Here is a 24,864-nt window from a genome sequence, read left to right on the forward strand (position 1 = left end):
GTACCGGTGTAACGCTTTCAGCGCCCTTCATGCTGGCGCCGATAGGCCCCAGGCTGCACCCCCATGGCCTTGGCAAACGCCCGGGTAAACGCCGCCACCGACTGATACCCCACCTGCGCACCCACTTGCTCCACGGTATTACCCGCCCGCAGCAACTGGCTGGCATGGCGCATGCGCAGTGCCAGCAGCACCTGCCCTGGCGATTGCCCCGCCAGTTCGTTGAAGCGCTTGAAAAACGCAGACCGCGATAAGCCGGTGCAGGCGGCCATGCTCTCCAGCGTCCAGGCTTGCCCCGGTTGTTCGATCAACTGCTCCAGCAGCCCGGTAAACGCTGGCTGGCGAGCGAGGGCGACAAGCCCGCCCAGTGACTGCCCGGCAATGACCTGCTGGCGCAGCACGTACAGGAACAACAGGTGCGTCAGGCGCTCCAGCAACGCCTGCGACGGGCCGGCGGCCCGCCGGCATTCTTCCAGAATGAGCTCGAACAGCGCCCGCGCCGCACTGCCGGCGGGGTCTTCGGCGCGCAGCAGGATCCAGTCGGCCAGGCCTTCGACAATCAGTGAAGACAGGCCGGACTGGAAATGGAAGAAGCCGCAAACCAGCCCGACGCCGTCGCTGGCTTCGCTATCCAGCGCCTGCATGGCCTGGCGCGGTTGGGCACAGGCGTCGACCGGGTCCTGATCGCTGGACAAGCGATAGGCAAGGTCGCGCAACAGGAATACGGCATCTCCCTTCTCCAGCCGCACCGGTTGCGGCAGGCCGTCAATGTGCAGCCAGCACTGCCCTTGCACCACCAGGTGAAAGCTGGCGCGGCCCATGCCCTGGGTGCTGGCATGCCAGCCACCGCAATAGCGCCCGACATGAAACAGGCTGGCATCGAGCTCCAGGCCCTCTAATAACCAATCGACAAGGTGGCTGGACGAAATCATCTAATACAAAGACTCAGGAACAAGGAAAGGCGACTGATGAATATGGAGGGTAGTTCTTATAACCAACAGACTGTAGTGACACTCATCAAAGGAGATCACTGCATGTCCTCGCGTATTACTTTACACACGCTGCAGAGCGCCCCGGAAGCGGCACGGCCGTTTCTTGAGAATGCCCAGAAGAATTCCGGCTTCATCCCCAACCTGCTCGGCGTACTGGCCAACGCCCCGGCGGCGCTTGAAACCTACGTGACCGTTTCGGCACTCAATGGCAAGTCTGAGCTTGGCCTGGCCGAGCGTGAAGTGGTGCAACTGATCGCGGCCACCCAGCATGGCTGCGACTTTTGCGTGGCCGGCCATACGGCCGTCGCGCTGAACAAGGCCAAGCTGCCACAGGAGGTGGTCGATGCTCTGCGTGCCCGTGGCGAACTCCCCAACGCCCGCTACGAAACCCTGGCCGCCTTTGCCCGCGAAGTGATCGCCACCCGTGGCAATGTCAGCGAAGCCACCTACCAGGCCTTCCGTGAGGCCGGCTTCAGTGAAGGCAACGCCTTGGAGGTGATTCTGGGCGTAAGTCTCGCAACCCTGTGCAACTTTGCTAATGTTTTCGCCCAGACGCCACTCAACGAAGAGCTTGGCAAATACCGCTGGCAGCCTTCTGCGTAGCTCACCTGTGATAATGGCCCTTACCAGGCCGTTGTAGGAGCGGCCTTGTGCCGCGAACGGGCCGCAGAGCGGCCCCGGCGTTATCAAAGGAGCAAGACCATGCAAGATTGTGCATTTCGACACTGGCTGGATGCCAATGCCGAGGCCATCGACCGGGGCCTGTGCGAACCGCAGCAGGTGCTGGCGCAGATCGCAGAATCGCAGCTGTTGCGCACGGGGGTCGACCCAGCGCTGGGTGGTACGGGCGGGCAGGTGACCGATGCGGTCGAGGCCATCGCCGCCATTGCCAGCCGCTCATTGGCTGCGGCTTTCGTCTGCTGGGGCCAGCGTGCCTTCATCGAATACCTGCTGCACAGCCCCAACCAGCCCCTGCGTGAGCGCCTGCTGCCGCGCCTGTTGACCGGTGAATTGGCCGGTGCCACCGGGCTGTCCAACGCCATGAAGTTCCTGTCCGGTATCGAAGCGCTGCAGGTGCGTGGCCGCCCGGCAGCCGATGGCTGGCACCTGGAAGGGCGACTGCATTGGGTGACCAACTTGCGTAAAAGCGGCTTCGTGGTGGCGGCGGCCATCGAGGATGAAGCCGGCGGCGCGCCGTTTGTGCTGGCCATTCCTTCCGACGCTCAAGGCCTGGAGCGTTCTGATGATCTACAACTGATGGGCCTGCAGTCGAGCAACACGGCAGCACTGGCTTTTCACCAGGTATCGCTGGCACGCGACTGGCTGCTGCATGAAAATGCACGCGAATTCCTGCCACGGGTACGCCCGGCCTTCCTGGCGCTGCAATGTGGCATGGCCATTGGCCTGGCGCGACGGGCGCTGGAAGAGGTTCAGGCGCACCTGCATGGCCGAGCCTCGTTCCTCGACGAAGCCCGTCAGGTGCTTAGCGAACGCCTGGAAAACACCGTCAGCGAACTCAAGCAGGGCTTGCTCGAAGGTCGCTTCCAGCAGCAGCCGGCGGCCTTGTTCAAGCTGCGCATCATCCTGGCTGAAAGTGCTGCCGACGCGGTACAACTGGAATTGCAGGCCAGTGGCGGCAAGGCATACCTCAGCGAATACGGCGAAGGGTTTGCCCGCCGCTGGCGGGAGTCGGCCTTCGTGCCGATCGTCACGCCCAGCCTGGTGCAATTGCGCGCCGAGCTGCAACGCCAGGCGGGCGTTGCATGAGCGCAGTGTTGCTGGAGGCCCGTGACATCCGCCTGGGCTACCCGCGTGAGGGGGGTTGGCAACAAGTGCTGGCGCAGTTCGACCTGCAGCTGGCGCCAGGTGAAGTCGTGAGCATCCTTGGCCCCAGTGGTGTGGGCAAGTCCAGCCTGCTGCGGGTGCTGGCAGGCCTGCAGCAGCCTGGCGGCGGTAGCGTGAGCTTGCACGGCCAGCCGCTGCAGGGGCCGCACCCGCGTCTGGCGGTGGCCTTTCAGGACCCAAGCCTGCTGCCATGGCTGAGCCTGGAGAAAAACGTCGCCTTCGGCCTGGACTTCGCCCGTCAGCCCAAGCTGGCGGATGCCGAACGCCGTGCACGCATCGACCATGCGATTGCGGCTGTGGGCCTGGCCCACGCGCGTGGCCAGTACCCGGCGCAGTTGTCTGGCGGCATGGCCCAGCGCACCGCGCTGGCCCGCTGCCTGGCACGCCAGCCCGAAGTCTTGCTGCTGGATGAACCCTTCGGTGCGTTGGATGAGGTGACCCGCGCCGACATGCAGCAGCTGCTGCTGCAACTGATCGCCACGCACAAGACCGCGGCCGTGCTGATCACTCACGATATCGACGAAGCCCTGCTGCTGTCAGACCGGGTTCTGCTACTGGGCAACCACCCAGCGCACATCCTTGGCCAGTGGCACATCGACCTGCCGCAACCGCGCACGCAGAGGGTCGAAGAGCTGGGGGCCTTGCGCATAGACATCCTCAAAACCCTTCGGCGGGCAAGCCGCACAGTCGAACCTACCCCAACCCCTTTGCCCTCGGAGGCTGTCCATGTGCATGGATGACTGCTGTTCTTCTTCTTCGCGTCGTGACTTCCTCAAGCTCGGCGCCATGCTCACTGCTGCCGGTGCATTGCCGTTGCTGTCGAGCTTGCAGGCACGTGCTGCTGCCGAGCCGGACGCGCCGGTGCGCATCGGCTACCTGCCGATCACCGATGCCACGCCGCTGCTGGTGGCACATAACAACGGCTTGTTCGAGGCCGAAGGCATCCAGGCCGAGCGCCCGGTGCTGCTGCGCAGCTGGGCGCAGGTGATCGAGGCATTCATCTCCGGCCAGGTCAATGTCATCCACCTGCTTTCGCCGATGACGGTATGGGCGCGCTATGGCAGCAAGGTGCCAGCCAAGGTGGTGGCCTGGAACCACGTGGGCGGTTCGGGCCTGACTGTAGCGCCGGATATATCCGACGTGAAACAGCTCGGTGGCAAGACAGTGGCCATTCCGTTCTGGTACTCGATCCACAATGTGGTACTGCAACAGTTGCTCAACGACAATGGCCTGACGCCAGTGTCGAAGCCGGCCAATGCGCAACTGGCCGCCAACGAAGTCAACCTGCTGGTGCTGCCACCGTCCGACATGCCACCCGCTCTGGCCAGCAAGCGCATTGCCGGCTACATCGTTGCCGAGCCGTTCAACGCACTGGCCGAGAACCTCAAGGTGGGCCGCGTGCAGCGCTTTACCGGCGATGTATGGCGCAACCATGCGTGCTGCGTGGTGTTCATGCACGAGCATGACCTGAATAACCGCCCGGAGTGGTCGCAGAAAGTGGTCAACGCCATCGTCAAGGCCCAGCAATGGACCCGTGACCATCGCACCGAAGCCGCCGCACTGCTGTCCCGGGCGGGCCCCAACAAGTACACCCCGCACGAGCCTGCGGTGCTGACCAAGGTCCTGGCGCCCGCCGCCGAAGACCGTGCTGGCTACATTGCCAGTGGCGCCATTCGCCATCAGCAGTGGGACGAAAAGCGCATCGACTTCCAGCCATACCCGTTCCCGAGTTACACCGAAGAGCTGGTCAAGCGCCTGAAAACCACCTTGATCGAAGGCGACAATGCGTTCCTTGGCGGGCTGGATCCGGCGTATGCCGCCCGCGACCTGGTCGACGATCGCTTCGTGCGTAATGCCATCGCGACAGTAGGTGGCCCGTCGGTATTCGGCATTGCCGACAACTTCGAGCGTAGCGAGGAGTTTGCGGTCTGATGCGTACCCATGTCGTACATGCCGGCCTTGGGCTGGTCGGGTTGCTGGCCTTGTTGCTGTTATGGTGGGCCGGTGTAGCACTGTTCGGCCAGGCCGACGGCCTGTCGGCGCGGTTTTCGCCGGCGGCAACCCTGGCCAGCCTGGTCGAGCTGCTGGGGCAGGGCGAGGTCTATGGGCATATCTGGGTCAGCCTCAAGCGCATCCTGATTGGGCTGCTGCTGGCGCTGCTGATGGGGGTGCCGCTGGGCTTGCTGGTAGGCAGCTACCGGCACCTGGAGGCGGCGACCACGCCAGCATTCCAGTTTCTGCGCATGATATCGCCATTGTCGTGGATGCCTGTGGTGGTCATGCTGATGGGCGTGGGTGACCAGCCGATCTACTTCCTGCTGGCGTTTGCCGCGTTGTGGCCGATCTTGCTGAATACGGCGGCAGGGGTGCGTCAACTGGACCCGCGCTGGCTGCAACTTAGCCGCAGCTTGAGTGCAACGCGCTGGGAAACCTTGTGCAAGGTGATCGTGCCGGGGGTAATCGGTCACGTGCTGACGGGCGTGCGCCTGGCCATCGGTATTCTGTGGATTGTGCTGGTGCCGTGCGAAATGCTTGGGGTGAGTGCGGGGCTTGGGTATTTCATTCTTGATACCCGCGACCGGCTGGCGTATTCCGAACTGATGGCGATGGTGCTGCTGATTGGCGTGCTGGGGTTTGCGCTGGATGCCCTGGCGCGTGGGCTGCATCGGCGCTGGGTGCATGGCTGAAAGGCCAATGGGGCTTCTTCGCGGGCTCGCCCGCTCCCACAGGTACATCACCGGCCTTGGGCCTTACAGTATTCCTGTGGGCGCGGGCAAGCCCGCGAACAGGCCATCGGATCAATGCACGGTCTTGCGCTGGCGCACACATTCCTGGGCCTGAGCGGTCAGCTCATCCAGCCGCTCATCGCGCCTCTGCTCCGCTTCGATCATTGCATCCTCACCCTGCTGGTTAAGCAGATAGGTGTGAATCTGCAGCACTTCAGCGGTCTGATAAATCGGCGCAATGTCCAGGCGCCCGATCAGCGCACCACTGGGCTGGCCGGTACTGCTCATCAGCACCTGCGGTCCATTGGCGGCCACCACTTGCATGCCCATCGCCTCGAACCACGGCACCTGGTTGGCAAAGGCGTTCAGCTCCACGCAGGCATGGCGCGACCGCAGGTCGCCCAGCAGAGCACGGGCGATGCCCTGGCGGCGATGGCTGGCGCACACGGCCAGAAAGGCCAATGCACAGGCCCGCCCATCGTCCTGGGCTGGCAGCGACAGCGCAAAGCCCAGCAACTGGTCCGGTGCTTCGGCATCCAGCGCCAAGGTAAGTGCCACCGCCAGACCGCGGGCGCCGTCCAGCGCTTGCAGATACTGGTGGACTTCCATGCCGACGCCGTACTGGTACAGCGGGTACAGCGGGTTGTCGACAGCGATGGCAACACTGCTCAATTCGCCGACATTGTGAATGACCAGCTCGCGGATCTGGTTCTGGAAAGATTCGGGTGGCACGCTGTCGAGGCGGCTCAGGATGAACATCTGGGGGCTCCGGCGGATGAGAATACGACCCGCGCTGTGTTGGCGCGGGCGTACAGTCTAACCGGTTTTGCTGCATCAGCCGTGTGCCTGTAAGGCACCGAGCATCAGGTCGAGGTTTTGTACGGCAGCACCAGAGGCACCTTTGCCCAGGTTGTCGAACACGGCGGTGAGCAGTACCTGGCCATGCTCGGGGTTGGCGTACAGCGCCAGGCGCAGGTCATTGCTGCCGTTCAATGCCTCGGGGTCGAGGTTTGCCGCAGCGCCGCCCTGATGCAGAGGCATCACCTGAATATGGCGGGCACCCTGGTAATGCTGTTCCAGGCAGCCTTGCAGCTGCGCGGCGCTGACCTGTCCAGGCAGCAGGCGAAGCTGCAGCGGAATGCTCAGCACGATGCCTTGGCGGTAGGCCCCATAGCCGGGCATGAACATCGGCCGCGCCGACAACCCCGCGTGCTGCTGGATCTCCGGTACGTGCTTGTGCGCCAGCTCAAGGCCATACAGCTGTAGCGCCGGCGCTTTGGCGGCGCCGGGCTGTTCGTGCCGCTCGACCGCCGCGCGACCACCGCCGGAATAGCCAGACACGGCGTGGATGTTCAGGGGGTAGTCCGCAGGCAGCAAGCCAGCCTTGACCAGTGGGTGCAGCAGCGCGATGGCCCCGGTGGGATAGCAGCCGGGATTGCTGACACGCGTGCTTTGCGCGATGCGTTCGGCTTGCTGTTCGTCAAGCTCCGGCAGGCCATACACCCAGCCTGGTGTGGTGCGGTGCGCCGAGCTGGCGTCGATCACCCGCACCTGTGGGTTGTGGATTGCGGCCACGGCCTCGCGGGCGGCGTCGTCGGGCAGGCACAGCAGGGCGATGTCGGCGCTGTTGATCGCTTCGCAGCGGCGTTGCGGGTCCTTGCGCTCGGCCTCGGGGAGGGTCAGCAGGCGAAGATCGCTCCGGCCCTGCAGGCGGGCATGGATCTGCAGGCCTGTGGTGCCTTGGTCGCCGTCGATGAAAACAACAGGGGTGTGCATGCTCGGGGTCCGGTTGGGGAAAGATAGCCTATGCTCGCCCGTAGTGCTGGTAATGAAAATTTGAATATGATGATCGATACATTCAGCTTTTCTGAATGAGTTTTGAAACGCGTGGTGAACCTGTGGGTTTACCCGCAAAAGGGCCGGCTCTGAACAATGCGCGAAATCAGCCTCGACCGCCTCCGCACATTGGTGGTCATCACCGACCTGGGCTCCTTTGCCGAGGCCGCCCGCCAGCTTAACCTGGCGCCGCCCACCATCAGCTTGCACGTGGCCGAGCTGGAGGCGCGTATCGGCGCCCCGTTGCTCACCCGCACTCGCGGCCAGGTGCGGCCTACCGTCATCGGTGAAACACTGCTGGGGCGTGCCCGACGCCTGCTGGCGGACGCTGACTTGGCGCTGGACGAAGTGCGCCGGCAGGTCGAAGGGTTGACCGGGCGTGTGCGGCTGGGCGCCTCCACCGGTGCCATCGCCCATTTGCTGCCGCAGGCGCTGGCGCGCCTGCGTGTGGAGCACCCGGGGATCGATGTGCAGGTCCAGGTGCTGACCTCCCAGGCGTCGCTCGCGCGCTTGCGTGAGGGCACACTGGATATCGGCCTTGTGGCCTTGCCGCAGGTGGCCGGCAAAGGGCTGACGGTCACCCCCTGGCGGCGCGACCCGATCCTGGCGTATGTGCCGGCCGACTGGCAGCCACCGGCCAGGATCACCCCGGCCTGGCTGGCGCAACGGGCGTTGATTCTCAACGACAGCACCACCCAGCTGTCGCGGGTTACCGGCGAGTGGTTTGCAGCGGCGGGGTTGTACCCCGAACCGCGGATCGAGCTGAACTACAACGATGCGATCAAAAGCCTGGTCGGCGCCGGGTATGGAGCGACCTTGTTGCCGCAGGAGGGGGAGGCGACCGAACTGGACCGGCGCATTGCCCGCCGACCGCTGCGGCCGGGGCTGTGGCGGCAGCTGGGTATTGCGTGTCGGGAAGGGCAGGTGGAGCGAGCCACGGGGTACGTGCTGGAGGCGCTGGAACGGTTGCTGTAGGGGCGATTGCGCTGCGGCAAGACCTGTAGCAGGTACGCACGTTCCAGCCCCGACGCCTTGCCAAACTCAGAACCAGCGATCGTTCTTCTTGCGCCCACGGGTCAGTGCCGGCAGGATCAGCCCCGCCAGCAAGCCTGCACCGGCAATGCTGCCGCCATACACCATGTAGCGCATCATCACCTGCTTGTTCTCATCCCCCAGGCGGGCCTGGGTATCGCGCAGGTCCGACTGGCTCTGATCGAGCTGCTCGTTCAGTGCCTTGTTGCGTGCCTCCAACTCGTCAATCAGTTGCTTGCGCGAATCAAGCGTTTCCTGCATGCCCTGTACGCGGTTCTTCCAGCTGTCGTCGATGGTCTTCAACTGCCCGGTCAGTTCGGTGACCTGGGCATCGAGCAACGGCAGGCGCTCGTTCTGCCCGGGCACTGCCTGCAGGTCGTTGCTGAGGATCCACACCACATCGCCGTTCTGCCCGCGCACCTGGCTGTAATTGCCCTGGCTGCCGAGCAGGGTCAGCTTCTGCCCGGACTTGAGCGTGCCGACAATGCGGTGCCCGTCGGTCGGGCCGCTGCGCACGTAGGTGCTCAGGCTGTCACTGACCCAGCGTGCGTCGCTGGCAGGCTCCTCGGCGTGCACGGGGGCGGCAAGGCCCACCAGGGCGGCAATCAGGCCGATGCGCAGGGCAGGGAGGGCGGAAGCATTTGGGCGGGAATCGGGCATGTTGGGTCTTCGCTGAAACAGGACAAAAAGTAGGCCCGGTGACTGGGCCGATGAACCGGTCGGTGAGTTGACCGTCAGCGAAAGACCGTTTTTTTGTCAGCAGGTTCACTGCCTAGTGTCGGAAATGTCTGCAGAATGTTGCAGTGCCCGCCCCAGAGCGCTGCGTTGCCGATGACGCAATTGTAATGCGCCGATCACCTTGGCGTTATCTGCCGGCCGTCAATCTTGGCCCGCCGACATAACAACAAATGCGACGTTCAAGGAGCATCGGATGACGTGCAGATCACCCCTGACACTGGCTGCTTGCCTGGCGCTGGCCGGCGTTGGCAGCCAGGTTGTTGCTGCAGAAAAAAGTGCGGACGGCTTCATGGAGGGCAGCACCCTCAGCGTGCTTAACCGCAACTTCTACTTCAACCGCGATAATCGCGATTCTGTGGCCCCCACACACAACCCGAGCAAACAACCTGACAACGGCTACTCCGAGGCCTGGGGGCACGCCGTGATTACACGATTCGAGTCGGGCTTCACCCAGGGCACCGTAGGTGTTGGCCTGGATGCGTTTGCCATGCTTGGCCTCAAGCTCGACACGGGCGGCGGCCGCAACGGCGGGCGCAGTTCTTTCGACGTATTGCCGGTTGACCGCGACGGCCAGGCACGTGACGAATACACCAAGGTGGGGGGCGCAGCCAAGCTACGACTGTTCGACACGGTACTGAAGGTGGGTGATGTGTTCCCGGCCAACCCGGTGGTGGCGGCTGGCGACTCGCGGCTGCTGCCGGAAAGCTTCCGTGGGGTGACCCTGGAGAACTCCAGCATCAAGGACCTTACCCTGCAAGCCGGGCGTCTGCATGCCATGAGCCAGCCGATGTCCAGCGACCTGCGGGAGAACTTCGTGACCTTCTATGGCGGCCCGGTCGATTCGCCCTGGATCGCCTATGGTGGGGGGGATTACAGGCTCAATGAGCATGTCAGCGTCAGCCTGTTCAGTAGCCGGCTCAAGGACGCGTGGAACCAGTACTACGCCGGCACCAGCCTGAGCTGGCCACTGAGCGAGGCGCTGGCGCTGATTGGCGGTTTCAACTATTACAAGGCTGTGGATGAAGGGCAGCAGCGCCTGGGCGCCTTTGACAACGACATCTGGAGCGCCAAGCTGGGTGTGCGCCTTGGTGCTCACACCCTGGCCCTGACGCACCAGCGCAACAACGGCGACGACGACTTCGACTACCTGCGCCAGTCCGACTCGATCTTCCTCGACAACTCCATCCAGTACAGCGACTTCAACGCGCCCAAGGAGCGTTCGTGGATGCTGCGTTATGACCTGAACATGGCCGCCTACGGCGTACCCGGGTTGTCGTTCATGACACGCTACGGCAAGGGTACCGATGCTGACTACTCCAATGCCAACGCCACCTACATGCGCCGTGACGTTGCGGGCAACCCGCTGACCGACCAGAAACGCTGGGAGCGTGACATCGAGGTGAAGTATGTGGTGCAGACAGGCGCGGCCAAGGACCTGTCGTTGCGGGTTCGCCAGGCCACCACCCGGGCCACGGCGTTCGAGTCGGACCTGGACGAAGTGCGGCTGATCGTGGAGTACCCGTTGTCGATTCTGTGATTCCACCTTGGCAACCTTGTTGCTCCTTTGGTTTGGGTGGATTTTCTGGCGCTCCGCTTGGGGCGCTTTTTTTATCGACTTGATCGCCTATCAAGCCTGCATTTGCATCAGGTGGTCAGGTGCTACCGGTACGCCGGAGCTATGGGGCTAGACTCAAGGCTCACCCTCGATCTTGGAGCAAGACCATGACTGCCAAGAACACTGTCTGCCTGTGGTATGACCACGCTGCCGAAGAGGCTGCGAACTTCTATGCCCGAACGTTCCCCGATAGCCGGGTGGTCGCTGTGCACAAGGCACCCGCCGATTACCCTTCAGGCAAGCAGGGCGATGTGATCACCGTGGAATTCACGGTAATGGGTATCCCTTGCGTGGGGCTCAATGGTGGATCGGCCTTCAAGCACTGTGAGGCATTTTCGTTCCAGGTCAGTACCGTGGACCAGGCAGAGACCGACCGCTTGTGGGAGGCCATTGTCGGCAACGACGGCGAGGCCAGCGTTTGCGGCTGGTGCAAGGACAAATGGGGGATTTCGTGGCAGATCACTCCACGCATCCTCATCGAAGCCATCGGCCACCCCGACCGTGCGGCGGCCAAGCGTGCGTTCGAGGCCATGATGCAGATGGGCAAGATCGATGTGGCGAAGATAGCGGCGGCGTTGAAAGGTTGAAGCGGGTCTGTGTTTCAGCAGGCGCGGCCTCGAATCGCGAACGGGCTGCGTGGCAGCCCGTGGTTTTCGGGTTGACGCCGTCAGTTGCTGGTTACTTCGGCCTCTGCCGCTGTCTTGGCCGATGCCTTCTTCTCCTGCACCACAATGTAGAACTCCTCCCCATGCTTCACAGCCCCATACAGTACGGCTTTCTCGATCAGCTCGTTGCCGCGCAGGTGGCGCAGCATCATCGGGTCCTTGCGCAGGTCGCGGTACAACGCCAGGCATAGCAGCACCATCACCACCACGAATGGCAAGGCCACGACGATGGTCAGGTTCTGCAACCCGGTCAGCGCCTCGCCAGGGTTACCTGGGTCGCCGATCGCCAGCATGATCGCCGCCACCGTACCGGTCAGCGTCCCCCAGAAAATCACTGTGCGTCGCGATGGCGCGGTGGTGCCGTGTTCCGACAGCGTGCCCATCACCAGCGAAGCGGCGTCGGCGCCCGAAACAAAAAAGATGCCCACCAGGATCATCACCAGCACCGAGGTTGCCGAGGCCAGCGGGTAGCTGTCCAGCAACTGGTACAGCGCGTGGTTACTGTTGACCGCCCCGTTGGCCAGCTGGAAGGCGCCCTCGCGCACGGCCTCGATGGCGGCGCCACCGAAGATGGTGAACCACACGAGGCTGACCAGGCTTGGCACCAGCAGCACCCCGGTAACGAACTGGCGAATGGTGCGCCCGCGGCTGATACGGGCGATGAACATGCCCACGAAAGGCGTCCAGGAGATCCACCAGGCCCAGTAAAACACGGTCCAGCCGGCCAGCCAGCTGTTCATTTGCTCGCCGCCGCTGGCGTTGGTGCGGGCCATCATTTCCGGCAGCATCTTGATGTAGATGCCGAGCGAGGTTGGCAGCAGGTTGAGCATCAGCAGCGTCGGCCCGACCATGAACACGAACACTGCCAGCACCAGTGCCAGCACCATGTTGGTGTTGGACAGCCACTGGATACCCTTGCCGATGCCCGACACCGCCGAGGTTACGAAGGCAATGGTCAGCAGGGTGATGATCGAAATGTAGAACAGTTTACCGGGGCTTTCGATCCAGCCGTTGTATTCCAGGCCGCCGGCAATCTGCAGCGCCCCAAGGCCCAGCGAGGCGGCCGAGCCGAACAGCGTGGCGAAGATTGCCATCATGTCGATCAGGCGGCCGAGAGGGCCGTTTGCGTGCTTGCCGATCAGTGGCCGGAAGGCGGCGGAAATCAGCTGCGAGCGGCCACGGCGGAAGGTGCCGTAGGCGATTACCAGGCCGACGATGGCGTACATGGCCCAAGGGTGCAGGGTCCAGTGGAACAAGGTGGTGGCCATTGCCACCTGCATCGCTTCGCTGGTCTGCCCGCTGGCCGAGCCGGGCGGCGGCGATATGTAGTGCGACAGCGGCTCGGCCACGCCGAAGAACATCAGGCCGATGCCCATACCGGCGCTGAACATCATTGCTACCCAGGATACCGTGCGAAATTCTGGCTGTTCGCCATCACGGCCCAGCGGCACTCGCCCGTAACGGCTGGCGGCCAGCCACAGCACGAACACCACGAACAGGGAGGAGGTGAGCACGAAGAACCAGCCGAAATTGAGAATGACCCAGGATTGCGCGCTGGAGGCGCTGCTGGCCAGGCTGACCTGGTTGAGGAAGCCCCAGAGCACGAAGGCGATGGCCAGAAGGCTGGTGAAACCAAAGACAATCCAGTCAAGCTTGCCCTCGAAATGCCGGTCCTGGCGGGCTTCTGCGGTTTTCGAGGGGTCTGTGACGCCAAGATCGAGTGTTTCGGGGATGTGTTCCTTTGCCATGTATGATGAGGCCCCATTTGTGTATTGCCTGAGCGCGCAGGCTTGTTGTGTGGGCTGCCGAGCGCGATGACGGCCTCGGCGGGGTGGATTGCTGGCGGGATTATCCTGCGCAGCAGATAACGGCTCATGTCCCCATAACGCCATGGGGCGTCCATTGCGCGACCTGGCAAATACTTTTAGTTCTGGGGGCAATGGCCCTTTCTGTCTCGGCTTCTGGTACCCTGATGGTCATAACCCGGGATCGCACATACGAGCATCGTAGAAGCGCTGCTGCTTGCGGGCCTGGCCGCACCAGGAAACGGAGATTCGTCATAATGGCCACTGACCGTGTGAGCCTGATTCATTTCGATAAATTGAGCATGAGCCCTGCCGCTGCCGATCGGTTCCAGAAAGCCCTCGACGCGCTGGAAGCGCTCAAGCTGCAGGACCGTTACGTGTATCTCATCGCTCCCTATCTGGGTGATATCGCTGACGCCTCCGACGCCGAGCAACTGGCCACAGCCCTCGAGCAGGGCTTGCGCGTGGTCGAAGAGTTGCTGGCAGCCAGGTCGGTAACCAAGGTCAAGGCCGAGGAAGTGCGCCAGGTGTTCCACGGCGCAGGCGAACGTGCGCGGGCAGAGCTGCCTGGCTGAGCAGTGGCATGGCCAAAGACATCGACAACCCCTGCGTTTCGTTATGCCAGCTCAACAGCGAACTGTGCGTGAGCTGCGGCCGCACCCGTGATGAAATCCGCAAGTGGCGGGGCATGAAGCGGCCCGAGAAAATGGCCACTGTGCAGCGGGCGGCGACGCGAATGAAGGCTATCGCCAAGAAGGCGGCCAAGCGGCAGAATGCCAGCTGAACCTGCGTGCAATTCACGCAGCCTTTCCTGATTGTCTGACGAGCCTGAAATGGATTCTCACTCGCTGTTCGCGTTCACTCTGGTCGCTGCCATCGCGATCGCCAGCCCCGGTCCTGCCACCTTGATGGCTATCAATAACAGTCTTGCCCATGGCCAGCGCAGCGCGATCTGGTCGTCGCTGGGCAATGGCACGGGCCTGTTCTGTCTGTCGGCTGCGGCCATGCTGGGGCTAGGCGCACTGCTGGCCAGTTCAGAAGTACTGTTCAACGCCGTGAAGATCCTGGGGGCGGGCTACCTGTTCTACCTGGGCGTGCGACAACTGCTGAAGAAGAGCCCGATGCTGGAGCAAGGGGCCGCAGAGCGTGCTGCCAAGGTGCGACCCACGCCGCTGAAACTGTTCAAATCGGCCTTCCTCACTGCAGTAACCAACCCCAAGGCGACCATGTTCTTTACTGCGCTGTTCCCGCAGTTCATCGACCAGGGGGCTGCGCTGTTGCCGCAGTTCCTGACCTTGACCGGGATTTTCGTGGCCTTGTCGCTCACTTCGCTGAGCGCGTATGCCGCCCTGGCTGCGCGGGCCAAAGGGGTGTTGACCCGGCCGTCGCTGTCGCGCTGGGTGAACCGTGTGGTGGGCACCACCTTTATCGGTTTCGGCGCGGCGATCCTGGCGATGCGACGGCAGGGTGCCTGAAAAAAACCACGTTGTCGCCTGCCGTGCAGGCCCTTACTGTCTGTCCTTCGGCAGATTTTTCAACTGGACGATGAAAGGCGCGTCTGCGGGTTGCTGATGGTCCAGACTGTCCACAGCGCGCAGATGATAGCTGCAGGCGACCACAGTGGGTGTCAGCCTTTGGCCATTACGCCGGGTCGCCGGGTGTTTCATGTGCCGAGGGTCGTAGATGATCGAGCGTTGCTTTCGCCACGTCTTGCTCCTGGTGTGCCTGTCACTGCTGCCCCTGGCTGCGGTGGCGGATGATGCATGCTTACGGCTGACCGCCACAGGAAATCCGGAATACCCCCCCTACCTGTGGCGCGACCCGCTAAACCCTCAGCGATTGATCGGTGCCAATGCCGACCTGCTCAAGTACGTGGGCAAGCAGTTGGGGCTGGACATAGAGGTGGTTTACGCCGGGCCGTGGTCGCGAGCCCAGGAAGCCGTGCGCACTGGGCGGATCGATTTGATGGCCGGGTATTTCCTGACCGAGGCGCGCCGGCAGCATGTGGACTTCATCGCCCCGCCATTTTTGCGCACCCCCAGCGTCATCTGGGTGCGCCAGGACAATGCTTTTGCCTACCAGCAATGGGCCGACCTCAAAGGCCGCAAGGGTGGCACTCTGGTCAACAACAGCCACGGCCAACAGTTCGATGAATACGCCCAGGCCAATCTCGCCCTCGAAGCGGTGCCCAGTGCCAGGCAGGCGTTCGAGAAGCTGATGCACAAGCGCAGCGATTATGTGGTGTACGAGCAGTATCCTGGCATGGCGCTGGCACGGACATTGGGCATCGCAGCCACTGTGCAGGTGTTGCAGCCACCGGTATCCAGCGAAGGGTTGTACCTGGCAATCTCACGTGAGTCGCCTTGCAACCGGCCACCGCTGCGGGAGGCGCTGGCGCGGGAGATGGCGAAGATCGTTGGCGGGGCCTTGCCCGAGCAGTGGTTGAAACAGAATCTGGAGCGGTGGCAGTGACAGAGTGGCTCATGTGCTGCGCGGTCTTTGTTGGGGGCAGCCTCGCGTCGGTACATGTGCCACTCCAATTCAACGCATATGCAAGATGATGGGGCTGCTGCTGGCCGGGTCGGTATGCCCACGCAGCTTGCCTACCGCCTGCGCATCCACCGCACCACCCTGGTTGCCCCAGGCCGTACGCACAAAGCTGAGCACGTCGGCAATCTCCTGATCACTCAGCTGTTCGCGCAAAGCCGGCATGCGATAGGCGTCCGGCACCCCTGCAGCCACCACCCGCTGCGAACCATTGAGCGTGATATTGATTGCCGAGGCGCTCTCCTTGGCCAGTGCCGAGGTTGCCCCGGCCAAGGGCGGCATCCATTCGGCCTGGCCCTTGCCGTCCAGGCCGTGGCATGACGCACAGCGTGTCACGTAGGTGCGCGCTCCTGGGCTGTCCAGCCGTGTGGCTAGCGATTCGGCCTGGTATTGCCAGGGTGCGCCGTCACGTTGAGGGTCGCCGGGCAGCGACTTCAGGTAGTGGGCGATGGCGGCCAGGTCGTCGTCACGCATGAATTGCGTGGAGTTGTTGAACGCCTCGGTCATCGAACCATATACCACTGCATGCCGGTTGCGACCGGTCTTCAGGAACTGCGCGATCTCTGCCTCGCTCCAGCGCCCCAGCCCGGTGTTGTGGTCGGCACGCAGGCTGGGTGCATACCAGCCGTCGAGCAGTGCGCCGGACAGGAACGGCTTGCCGCTGTCATCCAGCGCCTTTTCATTGAAGGCCAGGCCGCGTGGCGTATGGCAACTGCCGCAGTGCCCGGGGCCCTGGACGATATAGGCGCCACGGTTCCACTGTGCATCCTGCCCGGCCTTGGCGGTGTAAGGCGTGGTGGCGGCGAACAGGCCGTTCCACAAGGCGATGGGCCAGCGCAGGTTCAGCGGCCAGGGGATGTCGCTGGCCAGGTTGGCCTGCCGCGCCGGCTGTACGCCGTGCATGAAGAATGCATACAGCGCCTTGACATCATCATCGCTGAGCTTGGCGTAGGACGGGTAAGGCATAGCCGGGTACAGGCGTCGGCCACCAGGCGCCACACCCTGGCGCACGGCGCGGTCGAAGTCAGCCAGGGTATAGTTACCGATACCGCTGTCGCGGTCGGGGGTGATGTTGGTGGCGTGGATTGCTCCCAGCGGGGTGGCCATTTCCAGCCCGCCGGCGAACGGTTTGCCATCCGGCAGGCTATGGCAGGCCACGCAATCACTGAGCCGGGCTACGTATTCGCCGCGGCTGACCAGCGCCGGGTCGGCAGCAGTGGCCTGTGCGTCGGCAAACGGCGATGCGGGTTCACGGGTGACATACCAGGCCAGCAGGCCCGCCGCGACCAGGCACGGCAGCGCCAGCCAGCCAGCGGTTCTTGCGAAACGATGGGTCATGAGGCGTCCCTTGTGCGATCAGCTGAAGGTGTGGCGGCTCAATGGTAAACTGCGCACGCGCTGGCCAGTAAGCTGCGCGACCGCATTGGCCACCGCGGGGGCCACGGCGGGCAGCGGGGGTTCGCCGATGCCGCCCATTTTCGCCCCGCTTTCGATGATGCGCACATGCACCCGGGCCATGCGCGAAGGCGGCAGGATCGGGTACAGGTCATAATTGCGCGCGCGCGGCTTGCCATCCACGTACACCGCTTCTTCCACCAGCGTCTGCGACAGGCCCAGGGCGACGGCGCCGTTGACCTGATGCTCGATGATCGCCGGGTTGACGATGCTGCCTGGGTCGATGGCTTGCCAGATGTCGTGCACCCTGACCTGGCCGTTGTCGATGGAAACCTCGGCAATGACCGCAGCCTCCGAGCCGAACGGTGAGGCCATGGCCACGCCGCGTGCGCGCTTGCTGCCGTCCTCGGCGGTGAACGGTCCGCGCTTCCAGCCGCCGGACAAGTCGGCCACTGCGTTCAGCAGATTGGTCAGTCTCGGGTTGTCGCGCAGCAGGTGCAGGCGCAGTTCAAACGGGTCCTTGCCACCTTTGTCGGCCAATTCGTCCAGGAATGATTCGTAGAAGAAGTCGTTCAGCGAGTTACCTACCGAGCGCCAGTAACCGAGCATGGCCGGGCCTTTGACATAGATCTGGGCGATGCGCTTGTTGGCGATGGCGTAGGACTTGCCTGACAGCCCCTCAAGCGCGGTCGGGTCGATCTTCTCCCCTTGTTTTCCAGCAAGGGCCTCGGTTGGGCCCTCGGTGGCGCTTACCGCTTCGAGCGCCACTGGCATACCGTCTGCGTCCAGCCCGGCGCGGAACTTCACCACTGCGACGGGGCGCAGGACATCGCGCAAAAACTCCTCCTCGCGGCTCCAGATAAGCTTCACCGGCCGGCCAACCGCTTTGGCCAGGGCAATGGCCTGCGGGTAGGGGTTGGCAGAGTCGTACAGGAAGTGGCGGCCAAAGAAGCCGCCCAGCAGCGGCGAGTGCAGGTTGATTTGTACAGGCTCCAGGCCGGTGCGTCTGGCAATGTCGTCACGGAACATGTCCGGGGCCTGGTTGGGCAGCCAGACGTCGAGGCTGCCGTCCGGGTTGAAGCGGGCGAGGGCGGACGGTGGCTCCAGCTGGGCATGGTTCAGGTACTGGTTATGGTAGCTGGCCTCGACCTGGGTCTTGGCGTTGGCCAAGGCGCCGGCAATGTCCCCTTCGTTCTCTTCATCACGGGACGGCCCTTGCACCGTCGCGAGGTGTTCGCGCCAGGCGTCGCTGGAAAAATCGGCCGGCATCGGGCGCACTTTGCTGTCGGCGGCCGGTTCTTTCCAGTCCACCTGCATCGCCTCCACTGCACGCTTGGCGTGCCACCAGCGCTCGGCGACCACGGCCACGGCGCCTGGCAGCTGATGCACAGAATGTACGCCTTTCATGGCCTTGACCTGGTCTTCGTTGCGCAGGCTGCCAACCGTCATGCCCAGGCGCGGCGCATGCTGCACGGCAGCGTGGAGCATGCCGTCGACTTTGATGTCGATGCAGTACTGGGCCTTGCCGGTGGACTTGTCGTAGGCATCCAGGCGGCGTACGGGCTTTCCAATCCAGCGAAACTGGCTGGGGTCGCGCAGCTTGATGCTGGCCGGGTCGGGCACCGGCAGGTCCATGGCGCGACCGGCCAGTTCACCGTAGGGTACGGAACGTCCGGTCGTGGTATGTACTACGTTACCCGGCGTGGTAGAAAGCTCATCGACCGGTACACCCAGGTGTTCGGCGCCCGCCTGCAGCAGCATGCCCCGGGCGAGCGCGCCCAGACGGCGCATGGTCGGGTAGCTCATGCGCACCGACATGCTGCCACCGGTGATGCGCATGCCGTTCTCCATCACCACGTAGGCTTCGCCCGGTGGTGCGCTATCGACCACGAAATGGGCCGGGTCGACATCCAGCTCTTCACCCACAATCTGCGCCATGGCGGTGAAAGGGCCTTGCCCGCCTTCCATGAAGGGGCTCAGCAGGCGCACCGTGCCGTCCGGGCGAATCTCCAGAAATGCAGGCACCTGGGTGCCGCGTTCCGCGGTTGCCGCAGCGGCTGCTGCTGCCTGCACGCGGGCCGAGCCCATGGGCAGGCCGAAACCTAGCACCAGGGCACCGACTGCGGTGCCGGCAAGAAAGCGCCGACGTGACAGGTTGACCGTTTCGCCCCGCTGCAGCCTGAGCAGTTCGGCGGGTGTATCGACTGGCGTGTTCATCAGGCCTGCTCCCCCTGGGCCAGGTCATGCACAGCGGCATGGATGGCGTTGTAGGTGCCGCAGCGGCACAGGTTGACCATGGCTGCATCGATCTGCGCATCGCTGGGTTTGGGCGTGTGCTTGAGCAGCGCCGTGGCTGCCATGACCTGGCCAGACTGGCAATAGCCGCATTGAGCCACCTGGTGCTCGACCCAGGCGGCGACCACCCGTTTGCCGACGGGGTCGGCTTCGATCGCCTCGATGGTGGTGACCTCACGCCCCACCACACCGGCCACCGGGGTAACGCAGGCGCGCACCACATTGCCGTCCACCAGCACCGAACAGGCGCCGCACTGGGCCAAGCCGCAGCCATACTTGGTGCCGGTCAGCCCCAGGTCATCGCGGATTACCCACAGCAGGGGCGTGTCGGCGTCCGCCTCGACCTGATAGGTCTTCTGGTTGATGCGTAGTTCCATGGTTTCACCTGCCCGTCACGGTTGTTGTCGCTGTGTTTTATCTGCATGGGGAATACGTTGTCCCCCGGTGCAGAAACGCTAGCACAGGAGGATGACCGCTGGTCTGGTGGCGGGGGTGGCTTCAGAGGATCAGGCAAGTAATCCGGCGGAATACGCAAGTCAGCTTCGAAAAATCAAGCCTGCAGTCGGCGTTGAACAGGACTTGCGCAACGAAAACCCGGATAATGCCGGCCAATTTCGTTTTGCACGCTTAAATCACGGTAATCCCGCATGGAAATCAAGGTCAATTTTCTCGACAATCTCCGTCTCGAAGCCAAATTCGATGACTTCACGGTGATCGCCGACCAACCTATCCGCTACAAAGGCGATGGTTCGGCCCCCGGCCCGTTCGACTATTTCCTGGCGTCTTCGGCCTTGTGCGCGGCTTACTTCGTCAAGCTGTACTGCCAGACCCGCGATATCCCCACCGAAAATATCCGCCTGTCGCAGAACAACATCGTCGATCCGGAAAACCGCTACAACCAGATTTTCAAGATCCAGGTCGAACTGCCCGAGGACATCTCCGACAAGGACCGTCAAGGCATCCTGCGCTCCATCGACCGCTGCACGGTAAAAAAGGTGGTGCAGACCGGCCCTGAGTTCGTGATCGAAGTGGTCGACAACCTCGATGCCGATGCCCAGGGGTTGCTGATGCCGGTGTCGGACACCAGCACCTATATCCCCGGCAAGGACCTGCCGCTGGAGCAGACCATTGCCAACATGTCGGGCATCCTCGCCGGGCTGGGGATGAAGATCGAGATCGCCTCGTGGCGCAACATTGTCCCCAACGTCTGGTCGCTGCACGTACGCGATGCGCAGTCACCGATGTGCTTTACCAACGGTAAAGGCGCCACCAAGGAGGCTGCGCTGGCCTCGGCGCTGGGCGAGTTCATCGAGCGCCTCAACTGCAACTTCTTCTACAACGACCAGTTCTGGGGCGAAGACCTGGCCAACGCCCCGTTCGTGCACTACCCGAACGAGCAGTGGTTCAAGCCGGGCCCGCGCGACGCGCTGCCGGCCGAGATCCTCGATGAGCACTGCCTGGCGATCTACAACCCTGACGGGGAGCTGCGTGGCTCGCACCTGTATGACACCAACTCGGGTAACACGGCGCGGGGCATCTGTTCGCTGCCGTTCGTGCGCCAGTCCGACCAGCAGGTGGTGTACTTCCCGTCCAACCTGATCGAAAACCTGTTCCTCAGCAATGGCATGAGCGCGGGCAACACCTTGGCTGAGGCGCAGGTGCAGTGCCTGTCGGAAATCTTCGAGCGCGCGGTGAAGCGCGAAATCCTCGAGGGCGAGTTGTGCCTGCCGGACGTGCCGCAAGAGGTGCTGGCCAAATACCCGGCGATCCTCGCTGGCATCCAGGGCCTGGAAGAGCAAGGGTTCCCGGTGCTGGTCAAGGATGCGTCGCTGGGAGGCGAGTTCCCGGTCATGTGCGTGACCTTGATGAACCCGCGCACGGGTGGCGTGTTTGCCTCGTTCGGTGCCCACCCGAGCCTGGAAGTGGCGCTGGAGCGCAGTCTCACCGAACTGCTGCAGGGCCGCAGCTTCGAAGGCCTGAACGACTTGCCGCAACCCACCTTCGAAAGCCATGCACTGACTGAGCCGAACAACTTCGTCGAGCATTTCATCGACTCCAGCGGCGTGGTGTCGTGGCGCTTCTTCAGCGCCAAGGCCGACTTCGAATTCGTCGAGTGGGACTTCTCCGGGCACGGCGAGGACTCCAACCAGCAGGAGGCCGCGACCCTGTTCGGCATCCTCGAAGACCTGGGCAAGGAAGTGTACATGGCGGTGTACGACAACCTTGGCGCCACCGCGTGCCGCATCCTGGTGCCGGGCTATTCGGAAATCTACCCGGTCGAGGACCTGATCTGGGACAACACCAACCGCGCCTTGTCGTTCCGTGCCGACATCCTCAACCTGCACAGCCTCGACAGCCGCTCGCTGAAGCTGCTGCTCAAGCGCCTGGACAACTGCGATGTGGATGACTACACCACCATCACCACGCTGATCGGTGTGGAGTTCGACGAAAACACAGTGTGGGGCCAACTGACCATTCTCGAACTGAAGCTGCTGATCTGCCTCGCGGTGCAGCGTTTCGAGGATGCCAAGGAACTGGTCGAGGCATTCTTGCAGTTCAACGACAACACCGTAGACCGCGGCTTGTTCTACCAGGCGCTGAACGTGGTGCTGGAAGTGCAACTGGATGACGAACTGGAGATGGATGACTACGAAGCCAACTTCCGCCGTATGTTCGGCAATGCGCGCATGGACGCGGTATTGGGCTCGTTGGACGGCAGTGTGCGCTTCCATGGCCTGACCCCGACCAGCATGAAGCTCGAAGGCCTTGATCGCCACCTGCGCCTGATCGACAGCTACAAGAAACTGCACGCGGCCCGGGCCAAGTTCGCCTGACAGGCGCTGCGCCCAATCACCGCCGGCAAGCCAGCGCCACAGGTATTGCACCGCTCTTGAGATTTGTGCCGAACCTGTGGACGCTGGCTTGCCTGCGCTAAGTCAGGCGCCGTCCTACAGCCCTTTGATCTGGGCGCCATCCCCATTCTGTCTTTCCGCGTTGCTATCCAGGCGCTTAGCGTTCTCTTCCTATCCACTTCAGGTGGTGACTATTCGGGCTTAGCAGGCCCCCCTTCGAAAGCCTCCGCCGGTGGTGGCGCTGCACGGACATTGAAAAGCTTGCAGACACAGTACCAACAGAGAGCGACGGTCAGGTTGTAGGGAAACAGCACGGCCCAGAACGGCAATTGCCAGTTCTTTTTGCCCTGCATTTCACCGGGCTCGCCGGTTCGCCAAGGTGCATAGTGGCGCCAGGCTTCTGCGGGGGTCAGGCAGATGGCGTGCAGTGGCTTGTGCCACCAGTTGGGTTCACCGGGCGGAGGGAGTTTGTCTGGGCCGTGGTCCATGAAGTGGCGGAGGTATTCCCACACTTCGGCGACATGTTTGACGCCCGGTTCGGTGGGTTCGTTACTGTCGACCCAGAGGCAGTCTTTTTTGTGGAGGCTACCGTCCTTCCTAGGCGGGGCAAAGGCAAGTGCATAGCTAGTGCTGAAGGATGAACCACCGAACTCTGTGCGCTTAAATACCCCTCCCTTGATATTGGTCCAATCGAATGAGATAAGCTTTTTGTTACGTTGATATAGAATTTTTCCAGTTGCGCGATTGAGGTAGATGTTTGAAAGATTTTTTATGAAGAATATCCTGTAGGCGATGAATGGTGTAAATATTAGTGGTGCAATAATGTATTGTGCGAGTGAGTGAAGGTCCGCTAGCGCTGACTTTCTAAAATCTGCATCTATGATCTCCGGGTAGATATAGGCTGCTAACCCTAATGTCATGGCGGTATATAGTTTTCCCATGAATACGGAGTCGGATACCCATGGGTTCACGAGGGATAAGTGATGTTTGTTTATGGTTGATAGTTGGCTTGAGATATGTGGAGTGAACTGAGAGCGTGCGGAGGGTGTGAAAATCCATGAAATGGCCATTATCGTTCCCCAAGCTTGAAGGTCTGGGAGGAGCCTGCTTGTTCATCTAAGCCTAGATTTGGCAGATATTTGATGTTCAGTTTAATGTGGCGGTGGTTTCGAATTTGATTCTTGAAGTGGAGTATCAGTCCTCCCCTGATTTCATAGCAGTCTGGTGTGGCTGGGAATACAGATATGCCATTGTTCTCGAGTTGGCTACTAAGGCTGGCTTGCCATTCGCTCTGGCCCAATAGAAACCCTCGTAGGAGGACTGTAAATTCAGCAGTGGGGGGGATGATAGAAACTTGATTGTGTGTGATAGCAGTCCAGTTCGGAGTAGTCCATGTGTTTAAGTCAGTCCATTTGCTGTCTAGATGCCCTAGGTCAAACAGTTTTGTCTCTTTTTTTGAAAGCAGCGAGGGTGAGTAAAATACCTGATGCCAAGCGTTGATTTCGTCTTTAATGTTGACGAAGTTTGGAAGTTTCTTGTCGGTATCTAAAATTATGTCTGGTCGGCTTTCGCCGTCATTGAGACGGTTCCCAAATATACTTCGACTGGCCCATAGCTCTATAGGGTTGTGAAGGTGTTCGGTGGCTTTCGCATGGAGGTAGATGCCTCCAGCTATGATCGCAGCACCTAATAGGACTACTGCAGCTGCAGTCCACCCTGCAAAAGGGATAAGTGTTGTGGCGCCTGCAATAGCTAATCCACCTTCTAATACCAAGACGGAGCCTATTGCGACCGCGCCCCCACCATAGAAAGTTAAATCAGAAGCGGCAGTATTACCGTGCATCTTCTGCCTTTGGGATTTTTTATAGTCAGAGGCGAATCCTAGGAAAATAGCCGGGTAGCCGGACAACCTTGCGAACAAATTGCTTCCTAGGAGCTTGATTAGACCGTTACCAAAAGCCATACCCGGCGCTGTGGCACTTAATCTCAGCATGACGGCCTTTTGCGTTGCCCGTACGCTGACCAACGTCGCTGCCGCTGCCCCGATCACCCCGAAAACAGATGAAGCGAACCCCAGGGTGTATTCCGGTGCGTCGCTCTTTTGCAGGCTGTTGTAAGCCGTCTTGAGCGATAAGATGTTGAACCAAAGCATCCCCGCGTTTAAACCACCCCCACCGCCGGAAGTGAGCAACCCAAGGAAGTTGGGTTTCACGCGCGCAGTGGTGGTCAGCTCGATGGACACCGTGCGGCTACCCGAAATGCGCAACGCTTTCATCTCTTCAACCTGCGCCATGCCGCTCTTCAAATACCGCTGCACCTCCTGGCTAAATGGATTTTCCGTAATGGCCTGTTCGGTGATTCGATAGCGTGCCGCCAACAACCCCAGTGCTTTCTCGGCATTGGCCTCACGCGCTGCCAGCAACACTTGCTGGCGCAGGCCATGGCTGGCATCCCATCGGGTCTGCCCGCGCAGGCGCTTGAGCACCACGGCATTGACCGACTGGGCGGTGAGGTCGGTGATGTC

At 62.1% G+C, this 24,864-nt stretch carries 22 protein-coding genes and 1 pseudogene; 13 read left to right on the forward strand and 10 right to left on the reverse strand.

Going from position 1 to position 24,864, the window contains the following annotated elements; translation table 11 throughout:
- Positions 1-17: 17 nt before the first annotated feature.
- A complete protein-coding gene (locus ACF8Q6_RS16685) occupies positions 18-929 on the reverse strand; it encodes an AraC family transcriptional regulator (RefSeq protein WP_003256054.1) in 912 nt (303 codons plus the stop codon).
- Positions 930-1,031: 102 nt separating this feature from the next.
- Here ACF8Q6_RS16685 and ACF8Q6_RS16690 point away from each other — a divergent pair, with 102 nt between their 5' ends.
- The 5 genes from ACF8Q6_RS16690 (at position 1,032) to ACF8Q6_RS16710 (ending at position 5,521) form a co-directional block, all read left to right on the forward strand.
- Positions 1,032-1,592 carry a carboxymuconolactone decarboxylase family protein gene (locus tag ACF8Q6_RS16690; RefSeq protein WP_003256052.1) on the forward strand — a complete coding sequence of 187 codons (561 nt, stop codon included), beginning with the start codon at positions 1,032-1,034 and terminating at the stop codon, positions 1,590-1,592.
- Positions 1,593-1,691: 99 nt separating this feature from the next.
- A complete protein-coding gene (locus tag ACF8Q6_RS16695) occupies positions 1,692-2,756 on the forward strand; it encodes an acyl-CoA dehydrogenase family protein (protein ID WP_392489731.1) in 1,065 nt (354 codons plus the stop codon).
- Positions 2,753-3,574 carry an ABC transporter ATP-binding protein gene (locus tag ACF8Q6_RS16700; protein ID WP_012052014.1) on the forward strand — a complete coding sequence of 274 codons (822 nt, stop codon included), beginning with the start codon at positions 2,753-2,755 and terminating at the stop codon, positions 3,572-3,574. Before ACF8Q6_RS16695 ends, ACF8Q6_RS16700 begins: the two co-directional genes overlap by 4 nt.
- A complete protein-coding gene (locus ACF8Q6_RS16705; protein ID WP_324737393.1) occupies positions 3,561-4,766 on the forward strand; it encodes an ABC transporter substrate-binding protein in 1,206 nt (401 codons plus the stop codon). Before ACF8Q6_RS16700 ends, ACF8Q6_RS16705 begins: the two co-directional genes overlap by 14 nt.
- Positions 4,766-5,521, forward strand: coding sequence for an ABC transporter permease (locus ACF8Q6_RS16710; protein ID WP_392489732.1), 756 nt, complete (start codon positions 4,766-4,768; stop codon positions 5,519-5,521). The genes ACF8Q6_RS16705 and ACF8Q6_RS16710 overlap by 1 nt, the downstream gene beginning before the upstream one ends.
- A gap of 111 nt (positions 5,522-5,632) precedes the next feature.
- Here ACF8Q6_RS16710 and ACF8Q6_RS16715 read toward each other — a convergent pair whose 3' ends face one another.
- Both ACF8Q6_RS16715 and argC read right to left on the reverse strand, forming a co-directional pair.
- Positions 5,633-6,319 carry a GNAT family N-acetyltransferase gene (locus ACF8Q6_RS16715; RefSeq protein ID WP_392489733.1) on the reverse strand — a complete coding sequence of 229 codons (687 nt, stop codon included), beginning with the start codon at positions 6,317-6,319 and terminating at the stop codon, positions 5,633-5,635.
- Positions 6,320-6,394: 75 nt separating this feature from the next.
- Complete coding sequence (gene argC, locus ACF8Q6_RS16720; protein ID WP_392489734.1) at positions 6,395-7,336, reverse strand: N-acetyl-gamma-glutamyl-phosphate reductase; 942 nt, start codon at positions 7,334-7,336, stop codon at positions 6,395-6,397.
- Positions 7,337-7,492: 156 nt separating this feature from the next.
- Here argC and ACF8Q6_RS16725 point away from each other — a divergent pair, with 156 nt between their 5' ends.
- Complete coding sequence (locus ACF8Q6_RS16725; protein WP_003256039.1) at positions 7,493-8,371, forward strand: LysR family transcriptional regulator; 879 nt, start codon at positions 7,493-7,495, stop codon at positions 8,369-8,371.
- A 66-nt stretch (positions 8,372-8,437) separates the two neighbouring features.
- On the opposite strand, the gene ACF8Q6_RS16730 is transcribed toward ACF8Q6_RS16725, so the two are convergent.
- Positions 8,438-9,088: a TIGR04211 family SH3 domain-containing protein gene (locus ACF8Q6_RS16730; RefSeq protein WP_010954473.1), complete on the reverse strand. Its 651-nt coding sequence runs from the start codon at positions 9,086-9,088 to the stop codon at positions 8,438-8,440.
- A 271-nt stretch (positions 9,089-9,359) separates the two neighbouring features.
- On the opposite strand from ACF8Q6_RS16730, the gene ACF8Q6_RS16735 reads away from it, so the two are divergent.
- Both ACF8Q6_RS16735 and ACF8Q6_RS16740 read left to right on the forward strand, forming a co-directional pair.
- On the forward strand, positions 9,360-10,703 hold the full coding sequence (locus tag ACF8Q6_RS16735) for an OprD family porin (protein WP_392489735.1): 1,344 nt from the start codon (positions 9,360-9,362) through the stop codon (positions 10,701-10,703).
- A gap of 185 nt (positions 10,704-10,888) precedes the next feature.
- Complete coding sequence (locus ACF8Q6_RS16740) at positions 10,889-11,368, forward strand: VOC family protein (protein WP_012052018.1); 480 nt, start codon at positions 10,889-10,891, stop codon at positions 11,366-11,368.
- A gap of 80 nt (positions 11,369-11,448) precedes the next feature.
- On the opposite strand, the gene ACF8Q6_RS16745 is transcribed toward ACF8Q6_RS16740, so the two are convergent.
- Entirely contained in the window at positions 11,449-13,194 is a 1,746-nt protein-coding gene (locus ACF8Q6_RS16745; RefSeq protein WP_003256034.1) for a BCCT family transporter, read from the reverse strand.
- A 314-nt stretch (positions 13,195-13,508) separates the two neighbouring features.
- On the opposite strand from ACF8Q6_RS16745, the gene ACF8Q6_RS16750 reads away from it, so the two are divergent.
- The 4 genes from ACF8Q6_RS16750 to ACF8Q6_RS16765 all read left to right on the forward strand — a co-directional run bounded on the left by ACF8Q6_RS16750 (position 13,509) and on the right by ACF8Q6_RS16765 (position 15,723).
- The gene (locus ACF8Q6_RS16750; RefSeq protein WP_392489736.1) at positions 13,509-13,826 is read left to right on the forward strand and encodes a hypothetical protein; all 318 of its coding nucleotides are present in this window, start codon (positions 13,509-13,511) and stop codon (positions 13,824-13,826) included.
- An 8-nt stretch (positions 13,827-13,834) separates the two neighbouring features.
- Positions 13,835-14,035 carry a DUF1289 domain-containing protein gene (locus ACF8Q6_RS16755; RefSeq protein ID WP_003256032.1) on the forward strand — a complete coding sequence of 67 codons (201 nt, stop codon included), beginning with the start codon at positions 13,835-13,837 and terminating at the stop codon, positions 14,033-14,035.
- 49 nt (positions 14,036-14,084) lie between these two features.
- Entirely contained in the window at positions 14,085-14,726 is a 642-nt protein-coding gene (locus ACF8Q6_RS16760; protein ID WP_221100575.1) for a LysE family translocator, read from the forward strand.
- 208 nt (positions 14,727-14,934) lie between these two features.
- Complete coding sequence (locus tag ACF8Q6_RS16765) at positions 14,935-15,723, forward strand: substrate-binding periplasmic protein (protein ID WP_392489737.1); 789 nt, start codon at positions 14,935-14,937, stop codon at positions 15,721-15,723.
- A 69-nt stretch (positions 15,724-15,792) separates the two neighbouring features.
- Here ACF8Q6_RS16765 and ACF8Q6_RS16770 read toward each other — a convergent pair whose 3' ends face one another.
- From ACF8Q6_RS16770 to ACF8Q6_RS16780, 3 genes are read right to left on the reverse strand one after another with little or no spacing between them, the layout of a single operon-like run.
- Entirely contained in the window at positions 15,793-17,136 is a 1,344-nt protein-coding gene (locus ACF8Q6_RS16770; RefSeq protein WP_003256026.1) for a cytochrome c, read from the reverse strand.
- Positions 17,137-17,154: 18 nt separating this feature from the next.
- Positions 17,155-19,410 (reverse strand): molybdopterin cofactor-binding domain-containing protein, encoded by a 2,256-nt coding sequence (locus ACF8Q6_RS16775; RefSeq protein ID WP_392489738.1) that lies wholly within the window; start codon positions 19,408-19,410, stop codon positions 17,155-17,157.
- Positions 19,410-19,865 (reverse strand): (2Fe-2S)-binding protein, encoded by a 456-nt coding sequence (locus ACF8Q6_RS16780; RefSeq protein ID WP_003256023.1) that lies wholly within the window; start codon positions 19,863-19,865, stop codon positions 19,410-19,412. The genes ACF8Q6_RS16775 and ACF8Q6_RS16780 overlap by 1 nt, the downstream gene beginning before the upstream one ends.
- A 270-nt stretch (positions 19,866-20,135) precedes the next feature.
- Here ACF8Q6_RS16780 and ACF8Q6_RS16785 point away from each other — a divergent pair, with 270 nt between their 5' ends.
- Positions 20,136-22,322: an OsmC domain/YcaO domain-containing protein gene (locus ACF8Q6_RS16785; protein WP_014590666.1), complete on the forward strand. Its 2,187-nt coding sequence runs from the start codon at positions 20,136-20,138 to the stop codon at positions 22,320-22,322.
- Between the two features lie 209 nt (positions 22,323-22,531).
- Here ACF8Q6_RS16785 and ACF8Q6_RS16790 read toward each other — a convergent pair whose 3' ends face one another.
- Both ACF8Q6_RS16790 and ACF8Q6_RS16795 read right to left on the reverse strand, forming a co-directional pair.
- A complete protein-coding gene (locus tag ACF8Q6_RS16790; RefSeq protein ID WP_392489739.1) occupies positions 22,532-23,410 on the reverse strand; it encodes a DUF6708 domain-containing protein in 879 nt (292 codons plus the stop codon).
- Positions 23,410-24,864, reverse strand: a pseudogene (locus tag ACF8Q6_RS16795) (hypothetical protein); the annotation flags it as partial. The pseudogene ACF8Q6_RS16795 and the gene ACF8Q6_RS16790, both read right to left, overlap by 1 nt.

Source organism: Pseudomonas sp. GLN_2, from assembly GCF_043106005.1.
Classification (GTDB): Bacteria; Pseudomonadota; Gammaproteobacteria; order Pseudomonadales; family Pseudomonadaceae; genus Aquipseudomonas; species Aquipseudomonas alloputida.